This is a genomic window from Chitinophaga jiangningensis, assembly GCF_900142605.1.
GTDB lineage: Bacteria > Bacteroidota > Bacteroidia > Chitinophagales > Chitinophagaceae > Chitinophaga > Chitinophaga jiangningensis.
Genome location: NZ_FRBL01000001.1, coordinates 106,370 through 121,930, shown reverse-complemented (window position 1 = coordinate 121,930; position 15,561 = coordinate 106,370). Strand labels below are relative to the sequence as shown.

15 protein-coding genes are annotated in these 15,561 nt (G+C 47.3%); 7 read left to right on the top strand and 8 right to left on the bottom strand.

What is annotated here, in order from left to right; all coding sequences use genetic code 11:
* Positions 1-122 precede the first annotated feature (122 nt).
* Positions 123-1,055: an NAD(P)-dependent oxidoreductase gene (locus BUB18_RS00495; protein ID WP_083549170.1), complete on the bottom strand. Its 933-nt coding sequence runs from the start codon at positions 1,053-1,055 to the stop codon at positions 123-125.
* Between the two features lie 130 nt (positions 1,056-1,185).
* On the opposite strand from BUB18_RS00495, the gene BUB18_RS00490 reads away from it, so the two are divergent.
* On the top strand, positions 1,186-1,557 hold the full coding sequence (locus tag BUB18_RS00490) for a winged helix-turn-helix transcriptional regulator (RefSeq protein WP_073076983.1): 372 nt from the start codon (positions 1,186-1,188) through the stop codon (positions 1,555-1,557).
* A 45-nt stretch (positions 1,558-1,602) separates the two neighbouring features.
* Here the strand turns inward: BUB18_RS00490 and BUB18_RS00485 are convergent, their stop codons facing one another.
* The gene (locus BUB18_RS00485) at positions 1,603-2,538 is read right to left on the bottom strand and encodes a LysR family transcriptional regulator (protein WP_073076981.1); all 936 of its coding nucleotides are present in this window, start codon (positions 2,536-2,538) and stop codon (positions 1,603-1,605) included.
* A 93-nt stretch (positions 2,539-2,631) separates the two neighbouring features.
* Here BUB18_RS00485 and BUB18_RS00480 point away from each other — a divergent pair, with 93 nt between their 5' ends.
* Positions 2,632-3,498, top strand: coding sequence for a creatininase family protein (locus tag BUB18_RS00480; protein WP_083549169.1), 867 nt, complete (start codon positions 2,632-2,634; stop codon positions 3,496-3,498).
* A 58-nt stretch (positions 3,499-3,556) separates the two neighbouring features.
* Here the strand turns inward: BUB18_RS00480 and BUB18_RS00475 are convergent, their stop codons facing one another.
* The 4 genes from BUB18_RS00475 to BUB18_RS00460 form a co-directional block, all read right to left on the bottom strand.
* A complete protein-coding gene (locus BUB18_RS00475; protein WP_073076980.1) occupies positions 3,557-3,982 on the bottom strand; it encodes an energy transducer TonB in 426 nt (141 codons plus the stop codon).
* A gap of 317 nt (positions 3,983-4,299) precedes the next feature.
* Positions 4,300-4,641, bottom strand: a complete 342-nt coding sequence (locus tag BUB18_RS00470; protein WP_073076978.1) for a hypothetical protein — start codon at positions 4,639-4,641, stop codon at positions 4,300-4,302.
* A 55-nt stretch (positions 4,642-4,696) separates the two neighbouring features.
* Positions 4,697-4,966, bottom strand: coding sequence for a DUF7710 domain-containing protein (locus BUB18_RS00465; RefSeq protein ID WP_073076976.1), 270 nt, complete (start codon positions 4,964-4,966; stop codon positions 4,697-4,699).
* 94 nt (positions 4,967-5,060) lie between these two features.
* Positions 5,061-5,468 carry an OsmC family protein gene (locus tag BUB18_RS00460; protein ID WP_073076974.1) on the bottom strand — a complete coding sequence of 136 codons (408 nt, stop codon included), beginning with the start codon at positions 5,466-5,468 and terminating at the stop codon, positions 5,061-5,063.
* Positions 5,469-5,598: 130 nt separating this feature from the next.
* Between BUB18_RS00460 and BUB18_RS00455 the strand changes: the two genes are divergently transcribed.
* From BUB18_RS00455 to BUB18_RS00435, 5 genes are all read left to right on the top strand, one after another.
* The gene (locus BUB18_RS00455) at positions 5,599-6,420 is read left to right on the top strand and encodes a hypothetical protein (protein ID WP_143159774.1); all 822 of its coding nucleotides are present in this window, start codon (positions 5,599-5,601) and stop codon (positions 6,418-6,420) included.
* Between the two features lie 36 nt (positions 6,421-6,456).
* Positions 6,457-7,356, top strand: a complete 900-nt coding sequence (gene lipA / locus BUB18_RS00450) for a lipoyl synthase (RefSeq protein WP_073076970.1) — start codon at positions 6,457-6,459, stop codon at positions 7,354-7,356.
* Between the two features lie 343 nt (positions 7,357-7,699).
* Complete coding sequence (locus BUB18_RS00445; RefSeq protein WP_073076969.1) at positions 7,700-9,034, top strand: TolC family protein; 1,335 nt, start codon at positions 7,700-7,702, stop codon at positions 9,032-9,034.
* 18 nt (positions 9,035-9,052) lie between these two features.
* Positions 9,053-10,192 (top strand): efflux RND transporter periplasmic adaptor subunit, encoded by a 1,140-nt coding sequence (locus BUB18_RS00440; protein ID WP_073078344.1) that lies wholly within the window; start codon positions 9,053-9,055, stop codon positions 10,190-10,192.
* Between the two features lie 24 nt (positions 10,193-10,216).
* Positions 10,217-13,399 carry an efflux RND transporter permease subunit gene (locus tag BUB18_RS00435; protein WP_073076967.1) on the top strand — a complete coding sequence of 1,061 codons (3,183 nt, stop codon included), beginning with the start codon at positions 10,217-10,219 and terminating at the stop codon, positions 13,397-13,399.
* 43 nt (positions 13,400-13,442) lie between these two features.
* Here BUB18_RS00435 and BUB18_RS00430 read toward each other — a convergent pair whose 3' ends face one another.
* Positions 13,443-14,192 (bottom strand): tetratricopeptide repeat protein, encoded by a 750-nt coding sequence (locus BUB18_RS00430; RefSeq protein ID WP_073076965.1) that lies wholly within the window; start codon positions 14,190-14,192, stop codon positions 13,443-13,445.
* Positions 14,193-14,282: 90 nt separating this feature from the next.
* Positions 14,283-15,500 (bottom strand): MFS transporter, encoded by a 1,218-nt coding sequence (locus BUB18_RS00425; protein WP_073076964.1) that lies wholly within the window; start codon positions 15,498-15,500, stop codon positions 14,283-14,285.
* Positions 15,501-15,561: the final 61 nt, after the last annotated feature.

Genomic DNA, 15,561 nt, shown 5'->3' with positions numbered 1-15,561 from the left:
AGAAAAGCAGGATTTCAGATGTCTGGATTATGTGATTGGGAAAGGCAGCAGAAGAAGGAGTACAACAACACCGGCTATTCACCTTTATAGTGAATTAGCCGGTCTTTTCTAATTATGAGCTTTTAACGCAAAACCTCAATCACAGCACCCAGTTGCTTGGGGCCATAACCCGCATCCATGGCGCGCTGATAGATGTTGTACATGAAGTCAGGGATTTCGGAGCTAATACCTGCTTCCCTTGCGCTGCGCGAAAACAGGCCGATACCTGTGTAGCATGTTTTCACGGAGCTCTCCACTTCATCATATTTTTTATGGTGTATCACGTCGCCTTCAAAACGGATCATCTCTCCAATTACTGAGCCCAGTTTACCTATCATATCACCCAGCTGGTTCACAGGGATACCTTCCGCTTCGAACAGGCGTGCACCCTGGAAAAACCCGGTGATGGCACCGAATACCGTATTAAGGAACCCGATATCCCAGGTGGAGGCAGCTCCTACGGCCTCGCCCATATATTGCAGGCCTCCGGCGAGTGCTTTCATAATAGGTTCGGTGGCTTCATATACCTCCCGAGATCCGGAAACGAATATCGGAGTGAATTCATGGCCTACCTGGCGCGGGGTCGCAAGGATGGCGCCGTCAAGGTACTTCGCACCTATGCTGTGGGCCCATGCTGCTGCGTTACGAGCATCCTGCGGAGTGCCGGTACTCAATTCTATCTGGGTACGGCTTTTCAGGGCGGCCCTGGCCTCTGGAGTATCCAGAATGTTGCGGGTGGCATTGTAATCAACCACACAGGTAATGATGACCGGGCTGGCACTGATGGCGGCTGCTGCACTGTCCGCTACAAGCGCTCCCTGTGCAGCGAGGGCATCTGCCTTTCCAGCGGAACGGTTCCACACCGTTACCTGGAACCCTTTTGAAAGTAAGATTTCTGCTAATCTGATGCCCATATCTCCTAATCCGATCACGGAAACTGCGTTTGTTGTATTTGATGTTTGTTTCATGGATGATGTTTTTAATTGTTCGTTGTTTTGTGACGCAAATGTCAGCATACACCAGCTGCGGCACAATAAGGGAAAAATGATTCAGGCAGGGAAAAATTTATCCCATTAAGCCCATGGCGTGTTTGGGAGATGGGATATCAGTCTGAAATCTTATCTTTATTTTATAAACAGATGAACCATGTACGAAAAGAAAATTCCTGAAATGCTGGATTGTGGTGTTAGTGTGGTAATTAAGGTATTGGGAGGGAAGTGGAAGGCCTGGATACTGGAATGTATCCATATGGGTATTCGCAGGCCCAGTGAGTTGCATCGGGAAATTAGTGCTGCGGCGCCGCGGGTGATCAATTTGCATCTGAAGGAACTGGAAGACTATAATCTCATCACCAAAACCATCTATCCCGGCTTGCCGCTGAAAGTAGAATATTTCCTTACCGATATTGGTGAAAGCCTGATGCCGGTGATCGCGGCGATGGACCAATGGGGGAATGCTAACCGGAATTATGTGCTTCAGATGATGGAAGCGATGGCTGCGGAAGAAAAACAAAGTTAATGTAAGTCATCGCGGCTGCTATATCACTTTACATAATGCACAAGCCTAGCGGACAGGTTTGAACCCGGCAGTTTTAGGCAAGTTTCGCAATTCTTTCCGGGCAAATGATATGAAGTCTTTCTGGAGCTGGTGCTGATGCACAAGGGTAACCAGGTACCAGGTTCTTTTAGAGAAGTTATCCTGTAGCGGCAGCATCGTCATATCATCGCTGACTTGTGAAGCTATCAGCCATTTTGCCATTACTGCTATCCCAAAATTCAATTGTACCATTTCCAGTATAACTTCTGTCAGCGGCATTTTTATGATGTGTGCCGGCTCGCTCTTGTCGGGCTTCAACACGTTTTCTACCAGGTCGTTTTCTTTGTCGTCCACATCATAGCAGATCAGCGTTTGTTCCCTGAAATCCTTTGGATATAGTATTTTCCTTTTGGATAATGGATGGGCTTTACTCATAATCACCACCAGTTCATCCTGAAAAACGGGTGTGAATTTAAACGTTGGATGATCCTCCATGGACTGATTTGCCGGCCTGCTGACCAATGCCACATCCAGTGTTCCATCCTGTAAAAAAGTTAATGGTGCACGGGTGGCGCCATCAGCAATTTTCACGGTTACTCGTGGGTGCATCTGATGATATTTTGTAATGATGCGTGGTAACCAGCTGTAAGTGGTATAACATTCTGTGCTAATGTTGATGGTGCCGTAATTGCCAGCCTTGATGGATTGGATTTCATGCCCCAGTTTTTGCAGCTCTGTTAGCACCACTTCAGCGCTATCCATCATCTTCTTGCCTACAGCGGTGAGGTATAGCTTTTTGTTCCTTCTCTCAAAAACCTTTGCACCGATTTTTTTCTCCAATTCCTGCACGTGATGACTCAGGGCTGACTGTGAAATATAGAGTGTTTCGGCAGCGCGGGTCATGGAGCCCTCCTTTTCAATAGCACTGATTACTTTCAGGTGCTGCAGGTTGATATTTAACATGAGTAAATTAGATTGATAATTCAAAATTAATTCATTATTTTCATAGATAGGCGTACTATATTTTTGCGGGAATATTCATTAATCAAAATCATTATGAAAACATTCCTGATCGCCCTTACTGCCTTTCTTATTTCCGGGAACACATACGCTCAGCAGCTGCCTGCCCGCTGGGATGAATTAACTGCAGATGATTTTCCTGCCGCCTTACAAAAATCTTCCAGGACCTGTATTTTGCCAATCGGCATTCTCGAAAAGCATGGTTTGCATGCACCTATTGGTACGGACCTGATCCATGTGCGGGAATGGGCTGCGCATGCCGTGCAGCAGGAGTATGCAGTAGTGTTTCCTGATTATTTTTACGGTCAGATTAATGAGGCCCGGCACCAACCCGGTACATTTTCTCTCCCTAATAATTTAATTCTCGAGCTGCTGGAAGCTACCTGCGATGAAATTGCACGCAATGGCTTCGACAAAATCATCATCCTGAACGGGCATGGAGGAAATCCTGAATTCCTGGAATTCTTTATGCAAGGGTTGCTGAATAAGCGCCGCAACTACGCCGTTTATTTATATCGCCCTGAAAATGATTCCACCTTCATCAAGGCATACAATAAATTGCACCGCAGTGAGCTGGCTACTGACCTCCATGGTGGCGAGAGCGAATCATCTATCATACTTCACTACCGCCCGGATCTGATGCGGATAGACCGCGCCACTGCTGATAACGGTGAAAACCAGCATCGCTCTTCCCTGCTTGACCTGTATACGCCCATCTGGTGGTATTCGTCGTACCCGAATCATTATGCCGGTGATGCTTCAAAAACGAATGCGGAACTGGGTAAGTTAATTACGGACCACGAAATAGCACAGTTTGTAAAGGCGCTGAAGGCGGTGAAAGCGGATCGTAAGACGATTGAGTTGCAGCAGGAGTTTTATGGGGCGGTGGATAAGGTGAAGTAAGAGGGATTGGCATCATACACCGGGCCATACTTCTTGGTGGTCCGGTGTGATGATAAGACTAAAATCGAATTGGCCAGTACATTCGTACGGGTACTTTTTTTCCGTTGCATAATCCGGCAGTCCATAGAGGCATGTTATTTAATACTCTTAATGCTTCCTTATCTACCAATGTTAATGATGCACTGTCCTTATTAAGAATTCGCCCATATTTGGCTTTCCCGTATTCATCAACGATAAACACTAAATTGATAGATCCCTGAAAGGCCTCCTGGTCATTGGGGTAGTGAAAATGATTGGTAAAGTATTTGTGTAAACTGATGTCGGCTTTCTCGAATACCGGCATTTTATCGACAGTCGTATATACATGTTGTTGCAGAGATGAATCATACACCTGAACACAATTGAACGTAGCGCCGCCACTTTTCTGCGTTTTACAGCCATATCCAAGTGGGATTAATCCCAAAATTATAAGTGCAACTCTCATTGATAACATCTTCTTTTGTAATATTCAAATATGTTGGATATTCATGCGTAGTATAGTGTTCTATTGCTTAGGAGAGGAGACTTACTTAAATCGGAGAGAAATACTCATTAAGGTTATAGTATCCAGATTGCGTGCGTTAATCTCAAGGTCTCTTCTGATATAAGGAGATAAGAAGGGATAAAATGGCTTTACAAATGTCAGGCTATCTGTTGGTAGCAGAGAGCTAGCAGAAAGCCTGAACTCAGTACATGCGACTGATGCCCAAAAAATGATAATTGATATAAGAATTTTCATTTTGAGAAATTGTTCAACACTGATTACAGCGTTAAATAATTACCACCTGTAATCTCCTGCATATAATCCTCGTAAGAATCCATTGGTTGAACCGATTGAATGATATTGTTCTCAATTACAATGTCATACTCTTCGGGGATATTATTTTTTTCACAGAAAATACAAGTGGTTGATTCAATAATTCCATAAGCTTTTACTTTCTTCAACTCCGGTTTGCCGTGGTTATTCCCACCCCAGGTGATTGTATCACCAATTTTGTAAGTGTATTGCCAGGTACTTCCAAATTTATATTGGATATATGCCTCCTGCACCCCACCGCAATCAGGGCAGATGATTGTTATGCGTAAGCGGTTAAATGTTCCCATTTTTTTAAGTTATGAACAAAAGTAAATGCACGCAGGATCAAATTACCAGCGCAATTTAATCTCTCTCCCCATTAATATAATGATAGTGCTCCATGCCCGCCGTTGTGAACTTACCGATAAATTGGGAATCAATATGCGCCTCTTTACTAACCTTAAAAAATCCATTTTCAATAGCCCAATCATAAACACCGATATTTATAGGATACCGGGTTAATACCCCTGTTAGCTGATGCTGCTTAATCCAGGTATCTGCAAGTATTAGTTCACTAAATGCCGCAGACGCAAAACGGCTCCCCTCGCCGTTAAAAACCCAAACGAACTCCATAATAAATTAATTAATAATATATTCGGGCCGAATCGCTATCAGCACAAAAAAGGCAGGATATCCCTATCCTGCCCCATAACTTTCATTAACCGGTTTACCAGTTAAACACCACCGTCTGTTTAATATCCGGGTGTATGCTATACGCTACAGGACAAGTATGAGCCGCCTTTTCCAGCACCGTTCTCTCCCTTTCCCCCAGCGTATGGCCCGCAGGGAAATCAAAAGTTACGTCCACGCCTACAATGCGGCGAGGGTCGGTACCCATAATTTTTTTGATGCTCACTTTGGTGCCGTCAATATTCCATTTGCTCTCACGGGCACGCATACCCATAATAGTGAGCATGCAGGAGCCCAGGGCGGTTGCTACCAGGTCGGTAGGGGAAAACCTTTCGCCGCGGCCATTGTTATCAACCGGAGCATCCGTTTCAATTACGGAGCCGGATTGCAGGTGGGTAGCAGTGGTGCGCAGTTCGCCGGTGTATATAATTTCAGCAGTATTCATGGTTATGTTTTTAGATTTGTATGCAAGTTACATATTGTAAACAAACCATAAAATAAGTGTATTTTTAATTATCATAACATAACAATACCTTTAGCAAAGCGTTTAATAATTATATCAACAGCCCATTACTGTGAAAAAATTATACTTGATCATCCTTATTTCAGCGATCAGTGGCTTAGTTTCAGCACAAACCACGTCTACCAATTCCGGCAAAACAGAAAAAGAACAGCGCAAGCTGAAGAAAATAAAGGTTTTCAAGGAACAGGAAGAAGGGGAAAACGTATTTCAGCGTGATTTCTCCCTCGGAGGTCGCCTGAATACCGACGGCTGGAGCGGTTTCTTTGAGCTGGGCTATCGCAAAAGCCGGAAAATCGTAAATTATTTCCAGTTTGAGATTTCCGAAAAGAAAAGCCCTAAAGAAGATAAACTCCAGGCCATCACTCCGCTGGGCTTCAGCGCCCGCCCATTCATCTACGGTAAGCAGAATAATTTTTACCCGGTGAAGTTTGGGGTAGGACAGCGCTACCTGATTGGCGGTAAAGCCAATAAAAACGGGGTAGAGGTATCCGGCATCTATTACGGTGGTATCTCTATCGGCCTGCTGAAACCTTACTACCTGAGCGTAAATGCCGGCAACGACCGCCTGGAAGATATTAAATATGATCCTAATGGGCCTTATGCCGACATATTCCTGGACGATGCCTCCATCTACGGTGCCGGCGGATTCGGGAAAGGCTGGGGCGAGCTGAGCGTGATCCCGGGCCTGCATGCCAAACTGGGCCTGCGGTTCGACTGGGCACACTTCAATGAAGTAGTGAGCGCACTGGAATGTGGGGTCAATTTTGAAATGTATACCAAGAAAGTACCTATTATGATTAATGATTATAATAAGCAGTTTATGTTCAACGCTTATGTAGGTCTTCAATTCGGTAAGCGCTGGAATAAGAGATAAGTATTACCTTTGTTTTTCTAAAGAAAGGAGTAAGCGATGCAAGAATTACCCGTATTAGCTGCCGAACCGGCCACCACCAGAGTGAAAAAACCAGACTGGCTGCGCGTTAAATTACCGATAGGCGAGAACTACAAACAGGTCAGAAACCTGGTAGATACCCATAAATTACATACCATCTGCGAAAGCGGTAACTGCCCTAACATGGGTGAATGCTGGGGCGCCGGCACCGCCACCTTCATGATCCTGGGAAACATCTGTACCCGTAGCTGCGGATTTTGTGCCGTAGCCACCGGCCGTCCTGATCCTGTGGATAACGACGAGCCACAACGTGTTGCAGAAGCTATCTACCTCATGAAAGTGAAACATGCCGTGATCACCTCTGTAGACAGAGATGAACTCAAAGATGGCGGCTCCATCGTTTGGGCCAACACCATCAAAGCGGTACGTGCACTCAACCCGGATACGACCATGGAAACGCTCATCCCTGACTTCCGTGGCCAATGGGAAAACCTCCAGCGCATCATCGATGCAGCACCGGAAATCGTTTCACATAACCTGGAAACAGTAGAACGCCTCACCAAACAGGTACGTATCCAGGCTAAATACCACCGCAGCCTCGAAGTCATCCGCCGCCTCAAAGAAGGTGGTATGCGTACCAAAAGCGGTATCATGCTCGGCCTCGGCGAAACCAAAGAAGAAGTAGTGCAGGCAATGCAGGACCTCTACGACAACGGTTGCGATGTAGTAACCCTCGGTCAGTACCTCCAGCCTACACCTAAACACCTCCCGGTTGTTCGCTTCGTACACCCGGACGAATTTGCAGAATTACGCGAAATAGGATATAACATGGGTCTCGACTACGTAGAGGCAGGACCGTTAGTACGTTCCTCCTACCACGCAGAAAAACATATTGTTAGCGGTCGAAATAAAGGATGACCGGAGACTAACTTCATCTAATTGTTAAAATCCACCCCCAGGGGTGGATTTTTCTTTTTAGTATGCTATCTTAGCGCCTCGTTTTAAATTTACCTGAAAACGGCACAAAAACCCGTTGCTAACCTACTACCTGAGTGTGTTAACTTAAACACCTACCTGTTATCTGCGACAGCACAGCATTAGCAATTGAATGCACTGAACTTTTTGCAGGTCTTATGGATTTGCATTATAAAGGACGATAATCTGGCCATACATACTATGTATCTACGTATACACCTGTACGTTATTTCCCTGTTATTGTCTGAGATTGGAACAACGAAGAACTGAATGTCAAAAGCCTTTTATGAAAAGAGCATTTTACCTGTTAGCTGTGTCGTGCGCAATGTTATTTGCCGGCCAGCTTCACGCGCAGCAATCATCGGACTCTCTGCTGACTTCCGCCACCCTGCAGGATTGTATCCGCTATGCACTGGCCAATCAGCCACTGATCCATCAGTCGCTGATCGATGAAGCCATCACCGACCGCACCATCAAAAGTAAACTGGCCGACTGGTACCCGCAGGTACAGCTGGACGCTAACCTGCAACACTATCTGGAACTGCCTACCTCCATTTTTGGTGGGAATCCTACCAAAGTTGGGGTGGCCAACACCTCCGGCGCCACGTTTACCTTAAATCAAAACCTGTTTACCCGCGATCTGCTCCTGGCCAGCAGTACGGCCAGAGACGTCCGTAAGCAAACCAAACAAACCACCACCAGCAACAGCATCGATGTGGTAGCCAGCGTTAGCAAAGCTTACTATGACGTGCTGCTGACCCACCAGCAAATCCATGTGCTGGACGAAGACATCATTCGCCTGGAACGCTCGCTCAAAGACGCAGTGAATCAGTACGAAAGTGGCGTGGTCGATAAAACAGACTATAAACGCGCTACCATCTCCCTAAATAATGCTAAAGCCCAGCGCAAAACCGCCCTGGAACTGGTAACCGCCAAACAGGCCTACCTGAAGCAACTTATGGGATACCCGGCCAACAGCCCGGATGTGCCCATCTCCACCGATACCTCCCGACTGGCAGCTGAAGTAAGCAGCAGCGATACCAGCGTAGTAGTAGATTATCACAACAGGATCGAATACCAGCTGCTCCAAACACAACAGAGCTTGCTGCAGGCAAATATCCAGTATAACAAATGGAGCTTCATCCCGAATGTTTCCGCCTTTGTAAACTATGCCTTTGCATGGCAAAACCAAAACTTCGGACAGCTGTACAGTACCAACTACCCTAACTCCCTGTTAGGCGTAAAACTCTCTGTACCTATTTTCCAGGGTGGCAAGCGCGTACACAATATCAGAATGGCCGAACTTCAGCTTCAACGCAACGAATGGGATTTTGAAGCTTTGGATAAAGCCGTCAACACGGAATATACACAGGCAATGTCGGCCTACAGAAGTAACCTCAACGACTATATGACGCTGAAAGAAAATGTGGCCATGGCACAGGACGTATACAACATGCTGCAACTGCAATACAAGGAAGGCATCAAAACCTACCTCGATGTGCTGATATCAGAAACAGAACTGCGTACGGCACAGCTGAGCTACTACAATGCCATGTACCAGGTACTGAGCAGCAAAATTGATCTGCAGAAAGCTTTAGGAACATTAACAGTAAATTATTAAATGGTAACCGGAACGGATATGAAAAAAATGAATCACTTTGTCTTATTAAGCGCTGCCGGCATGCTTGCCTTTTCTGCCTGCAAAGGTCCTGGGCAAAAAGGCGCGCCCGCTTTGCCCCCAACAGCGGTAAACACCGTGGAAGCCAATGTGGCACCGGCGGTGTATTACGATAAGTTCCCGGCAAGCGTAGTGGCACTCAACCAGGTGGAACTGCGTTCCCAGGTATCCGGCTTTATTACCGGCATCTTCTTCCAGGAAGGGGAAGTAGTGCAGAAAGGCAAAGTCCTCTATGAAATTGACCGCCGCAAATATGAAGCTGCCTACCGCCAGGCGGAAGCCAGCATCGCCAGCGCACAGGCCAACTATAACAAAGCAAAAAAAGATGACGACCGCTACAAACGCCTCGCCGAGCAGGACGCCGTAGCCCGTCAGATACTCGATAACGCGGAAGCAGCCCTGGAAACCTCCCGCAGCCAGCTCGCTGCTGCACAGGCCAGCCTGCTCGCCGCCCGCACTGATCTCGACTACTCGCTCATCAAAGCACCGTTTACCGGCCGTATTGGTATCTCTCAGGTTCGTTTAGGCGCACAGGTGAGTCCGGGTACCACGCTGCTCAATACCATCTCCAGCGAAAACCCGATTGCAGTCGATTTCGTGGTGAATGAATCCGACATCTCCCGCTATGCGGAATTACAAGGTATGTCCACCGCCAACGATACCACCTTCCGCCTGCAGTTACCGGACGGTTCCCTGTACGCACAAAATGGCCGCCTGCTTGCGGTAGATCGCGGCGTAGATAACCAAACCGCCACTATCCGCGTGCGTATCGAATTTGCCAACCCGGATAATAAACTGAAAGATGGAATGAGCTGCGTACTCAATGTACTCAATCAACAATCCGGCGACCGCCTCATCATCCCTTACAAAGCCCTCACCGAGCAAATGGGTGAATACTTTGTATTTGTGGCTAAAGACAGCATTGCCGTACAACGTAAAGTACATCTCGGTCCAAGAATGCGCGACCAGATTGTAATCATGGAAGGACTCCAGCAAGGAGATAAGGTAATTACAGAAGGCTTCCAGCGCCTGCGCGATAGCAGCAGGATTCAGACAGGTATCCCTGCCGCTCCGCAAGGGGCCGCAGCAGCGAAGAAATAAGTTCACGAGACTCAACATTAGATCATGATTGCAAATACTTTTATCAAAAGACCGGTAACAGCGATAGTGATTTCTATCGTACTGGTACTGGTAGGGTTATTGGCGATGACGAATCTGCCGATTGGGCAGTATCCCGAAATCTCCCCGCCTACCGTACAGGTAACCGGTACATATACCGGCGCCGATGCCCAAACCGTGGAACAAACCGTAGCTACGCCTGTTGAAGTACAGGTAAACGGTACCCCCGGTATGACTTATATCTCTACCAACAATACCAGTGCCGGCCAAATGAGTATGACCGTTAACTTCGAAGTAGGTACAGATATCAACATCGCCGCCCTCGACGTGCAAAACCGCGTAGGTATCGCACAACCTACGCTGCCACAGGAAGTACAGCGTTTAGGCCTTACTGTTAGAAAGCGTAACCCGAGCATCCTCATGCTTGTGGCCCTTTACTCACCTAAAGGCACACACGATATTACCTTCCTGGATAACTATACCAACGTATACGTAAAAGATGCGTTGCTCCGTGCAAAAGGTGTGGGTGACATCTTCACCCGTGCAGATGACTTTTCCATGCGTATCTGGCTCAAACCTGATAAGCTGGCCCAAATGGGCGTAACCGCCGATGAAATCCGTGCCGCCCTGCAAGAGCAAAACGCACAGATTACCGCAGGCTCCGTAGGTGCACCACCACAGCCGGTAGGACAAACTTTTGAATACAACATCTTCACCAAAGGTCGTTTGCAAACACCGGAGGAGTTCGGTAATATCATTATCAAAACTCGTCCCAGCGACGGTTCTATCGTATACCTGAAGGATGTGGCCCGCGTGCAGCTGGGTAAATTCAACTACGCCGGTAACAACTTCGTGGATGGCCGCCGCGCCGCCTACCTCCTGGTTTACCAGGCGCCAGGCAGTAACGCGATCGAAACTGCTGCTAACGTAACCGCCGCCATGGAAGACCTGAAAAAGGCATTCCCTAACGACGTGGACTACGTAGTGCCGTTCGAGTCAGTATCCGTAGTGAAAGTATCCATCGAAGAGGTGGTACATACCCTCGTGGAAGCACTGATCCTCGTGGTAATTGTGGTGTTCCTCTTCCTGCAAAGCTGGAGAGCAACCATCATCCCGATCCTGGCGATTCCGGTGTCCATCATCGCCACCTTCATCTTCTTTATTCCACTTGGCTTTACCATCAATACGCTGACCCTCTTCGGTTTCGTGCTGGCCATCGGTATCGTGGTAGATGATGCCATTGTGGTGGTAGAAGCGGTGCAGCATAATATTGATCATGAGAAGATGTCGCCCAAAGACGCTACCATACAGGCCATGAAAGAGATATCCGGGCCGGTGATAGCCATCGCCCTGATCCTTGCAGCGGTGTTTGTACCGGTAGGGTTCATCCCGGGCATCGTAGGCCGGCTCTATCAGCAGTTTGCGATCACCATCGCCATCTCTGTGCTGATCTCTGCGTTTGTGGCATTATCACTTACACCGGCACTGTGTATCCTGATCCTGCGCCCAATGCACCTCGATAAAGATTCCAAAGGCCTGAACAAATTCTTCTATAAGTTCAACCGCTGGTTCGGACATACCACTTCCAGGTATTCCATGGGCGTGAAGAAAACAATTAAGTACTCCCGCCTGGCGCTGGTCTTCTTATTGTGTCTCTTCGTAGGTACAGCCATGCTGTTTAAGGCAAAACCAAGTGGCTTTATACCAACAGAGGATGAGGGACGTATTATCATCACTTTCGACTTACCGGAATCCTCTTCCACAGAGCGTACCGTAGCCGTTATGCAGCAGATGATGAAGGACCTCGACGAAACGCCTGGTATTGCACACTACGCTGCACTGGGTGGCTTGAACGCCGTGAACTTCTCCACTAAATCCAACAGTGGTACCATCTTCTGTCAGCTGAAACCATGGGATGAGCGTAAAGCTGATTCCTTACAGGTATTTGGTTTGGTAGCTACCTTACAGAAAAAGCTCTCCAAGTATAAAGAAGCTAACCTCGTAGTAATTCCACCGCCGGCCATTCCGGGTCTGGGTCAAACTGCCGGTTTCTCCTTTGTATTACAGCAACGTACTGCCGGAGATATTAAAGCGTTTGAAGGCGTGCTGCAAAACTTTGTGGCCAAGGTGAATCAGCGTCCGGAAATTTCCAGGGCATTCTCCTTCTTTACTGCGCGTACACCGGGTTATCAGCTGGATATTGACCGCGAAAAGGCGAAGAAAATGGGCGTGAAAATCTCTGATATTGCTACTGCCCTGCAAACGTATATGGGTAGTGCCTATATTAACGACTTCACTATCTATGGCCGTAACTTCCGCGTGGTAACGCAGGCAGATTCATCTTACCGTGGAGATATCAAGAATCTCAGTCAGCTGTTTGTCCGTAATACTGCCGGTAACATGGTGCCACTGAGTGCATTAACATCTTACAAAGTAGTAGAAAATGCACCGGTTATTTCCCACTATAACCTGTTCCGTTCCGCGGAAATCAACGGTAACCCTGCACCGGGCTATAGCTCCGGCGATGCCATCAAAGCATTGAAAGAAGTGGCTGCACAGGAATTACCGGAAGGTTATGGCTACGAGTTCTCCGGTTTGAGTAGGGAGGAGTTGTTATCGGGAGATAAAACCGTATACATTTTTGCGTTGTCAATTATATTCGTATTCCTGTTCCTCGCAGCGTTGTACGAAAGCTGGTCCGTACCGTTCTCCGTACTGCTGGCAGTACCTATCGGAGCGTTTGGGGCCATCCTGGTACTTACTTTCCTGCCTAAACTGAGCAATAACGTATATGCGCAGATCGGTCTGATCACGTTGATCGGGTTGTCGGCCAAGAATGCGATTTTGATTGTGGAGTTTGCGAAAGAGCGTGTGGACAAAGGCATGGATGTAGTCACTTCCGCAGTAGAAGCGGCCAAGCTGCGTTTACGGCCTATCATCATGACCTCCCTGGCCTTCCTGCTGGGTATTATGCCGCTGGTACTGGCCTCCGGTGCCGGTGCGGAAGCGCGTAAAACCATGGGCTGGACCGTATTGGGTGGTATGTTTACCGCTACCTTCCTGGCGATCTTTATTGTACCGGTGCTGTTTGTGGTGATCACCAAACTGGCCTACGGTAAAGCCAAGCTGGAAGCGATGAAGAAAATGTATCATAATGTGCCTGATCATGATATTCAGGGACATCCTTAATATTTTTCCAGAGCGGTTCCAATCTGAACCGCTCTGGAAAAAATTATTTTAGCGTAGCTAATTCTTTTCTAGATAGCCAAACCCACTTCCGGATAGTCCTTCGTACATACCTTGGATGTAACCCTATCTCCGCTTTCGTTCTCTCAAATTGCTCCCTGGCTTCCTGCGTGCGGCCTTGCTTTTTCAGCAGCAGTCCGTAATAATACATTGCTTCCAGGGAATGATGTACCTGTATGATTTTCTGGTAGGCTTCTTCTGCTTTTGTAGTGTTGGCGGTGGCCTCGAGGGCCTGTGCATACATCAGTTCGTCGGAGGTGTTCACCATGCGCACGCCTTTAAAACTATTCACTTTATCAAAGGTGGCCAGGCTTTCAGCGAACTGGTTATTCATGAACTGCAGGCGTGCCAGCTGTAAAAAAATCCCCTGATCAGCGGCATACGACTGGGCACATTCCTGCGTAAGCTGAATCGCTTTATCATATGCTTTGCGCTGTCCGTAAGCGGCTGCCAGCTCCATTTTGTTGGTAATGGTGCCCGCCGCCTGCACGCGTTTTTCCCACTCTTTTACGCGGCCATCAGGCCATAATGCAAGCTGAAGATTTTGAACGAGGTTACCGCTGGTAATATCCGGCAGTATTTCCTGGAAGAAATAAATGAGGGAGCCAATTACCGGCAAAAATAGCGTGAGGTATATGCCTTCGCGGTTATTGTGGCGGTAGGCGTGGTACACACAGGCAAGCTGTAAAATGATGAAGAGAAAATAATAATCGCTCCAAAATGAAAATGGAAACATAGGTTTGGGCATCAGAGTTAAAGCGCTGATGGGGCTAAAATTAGAAAAAATTTGTAATTAGCGAAATGTGGAGACGGGCGCAGCCTGTCTCTACATTTCGACTTTTTTACTTATCACGTTCACTCTCCACATCACCAATATCGATGCAAGTATCAATACCAGATAACTCACACCCAGATTTCCACCGTCACTGGCCGGAATAGTGGCAGTCATTACATAACTCAGGAACGACACGATCACATTACACAAGCCACCGGTTAATCCGCCTGCAATGGCAGCATTTTTCGGGAATTTCGACAGGCAGTAGGTGAAGTAGTTATTGTGGGTGAATCCTGCACTAACATGAATCAGAAATGCAAACAGGAGTATTACCGGCAGCGTATGGAGTCGCTGTAGGGTGAGCAGCATGATCACGGCGTATAGTAGCTGCAGTACCACATTGGTCGTTATCTTTCTGTTGAAAGGTCTGTTGATGAGGGCTTTGCCGGCAAACCCACCTACCAGCCAGGCGAAGCCCAGCAGCAGGGAGCAATAGCCTGTTACTACGGGCGAAAAGTTAAAGTGGTGTTCAATGATAAAAGGGCCGGACATATTGTACACCATCACCATGCTATAGCCAAGGCCCAGCATGAGTATGCCCAGTACAAAACTTTCGGTTTGCAGCATGTGGGTGTATATGCGGGTTATATTGGTGAGATGAAAAGGCGTCGGATGTTTGAGCGTTTCGCCACTGAAAGCAGCTTCCATTACAAACAGCATGGCGGCAATAATAGCCAGAAAGTAAAAATTAGATTCCCATCCAAAGCTCACTTCGAGGTATCCCCCGATGAACGGCGCCACGATAGGACCGGTGGACCAGATAATGGTAAATAAACTCAGGTAGTGTTTTAATCTCTCCCCGGAAAATAAATCCACAAAGAAAGCGCGCTTAGCCACCACCATGGCTGCAATAGTGATGCCGTGCACGATGCGCATGGCATAAATAACGTAGATGCTGTGCGTGTTAGCGATGATAACGCAACTTAAACAGAATATGAGGATGGAGAATAGTGAAATTTTGTAGCGGCCGTAGCTATCGAGCAGGCCACCTATAAATAACTGTGATACACCGTAGCTGATCAGAAATAGGCTGAGGGTGAGCTGGGCCTGACTGTTGCTGATGCCGAGAGCGGCGGTCATCCCAGGAAGGGAGGGTATGTAGATGTCGGTGGCAAAACCCGACATGGGTATCATAGCAAAAGCCAGCAGGGTGGCTATTCCTATGTTTTTTTCCTTGATAAGTTTCGATGGAACTGTGCTGTCTGTCATAGATTCATTTATTGGTTCTTCAGACAGCAAAGTTTACTTTTTATCCAATAAGAAGTGTCAT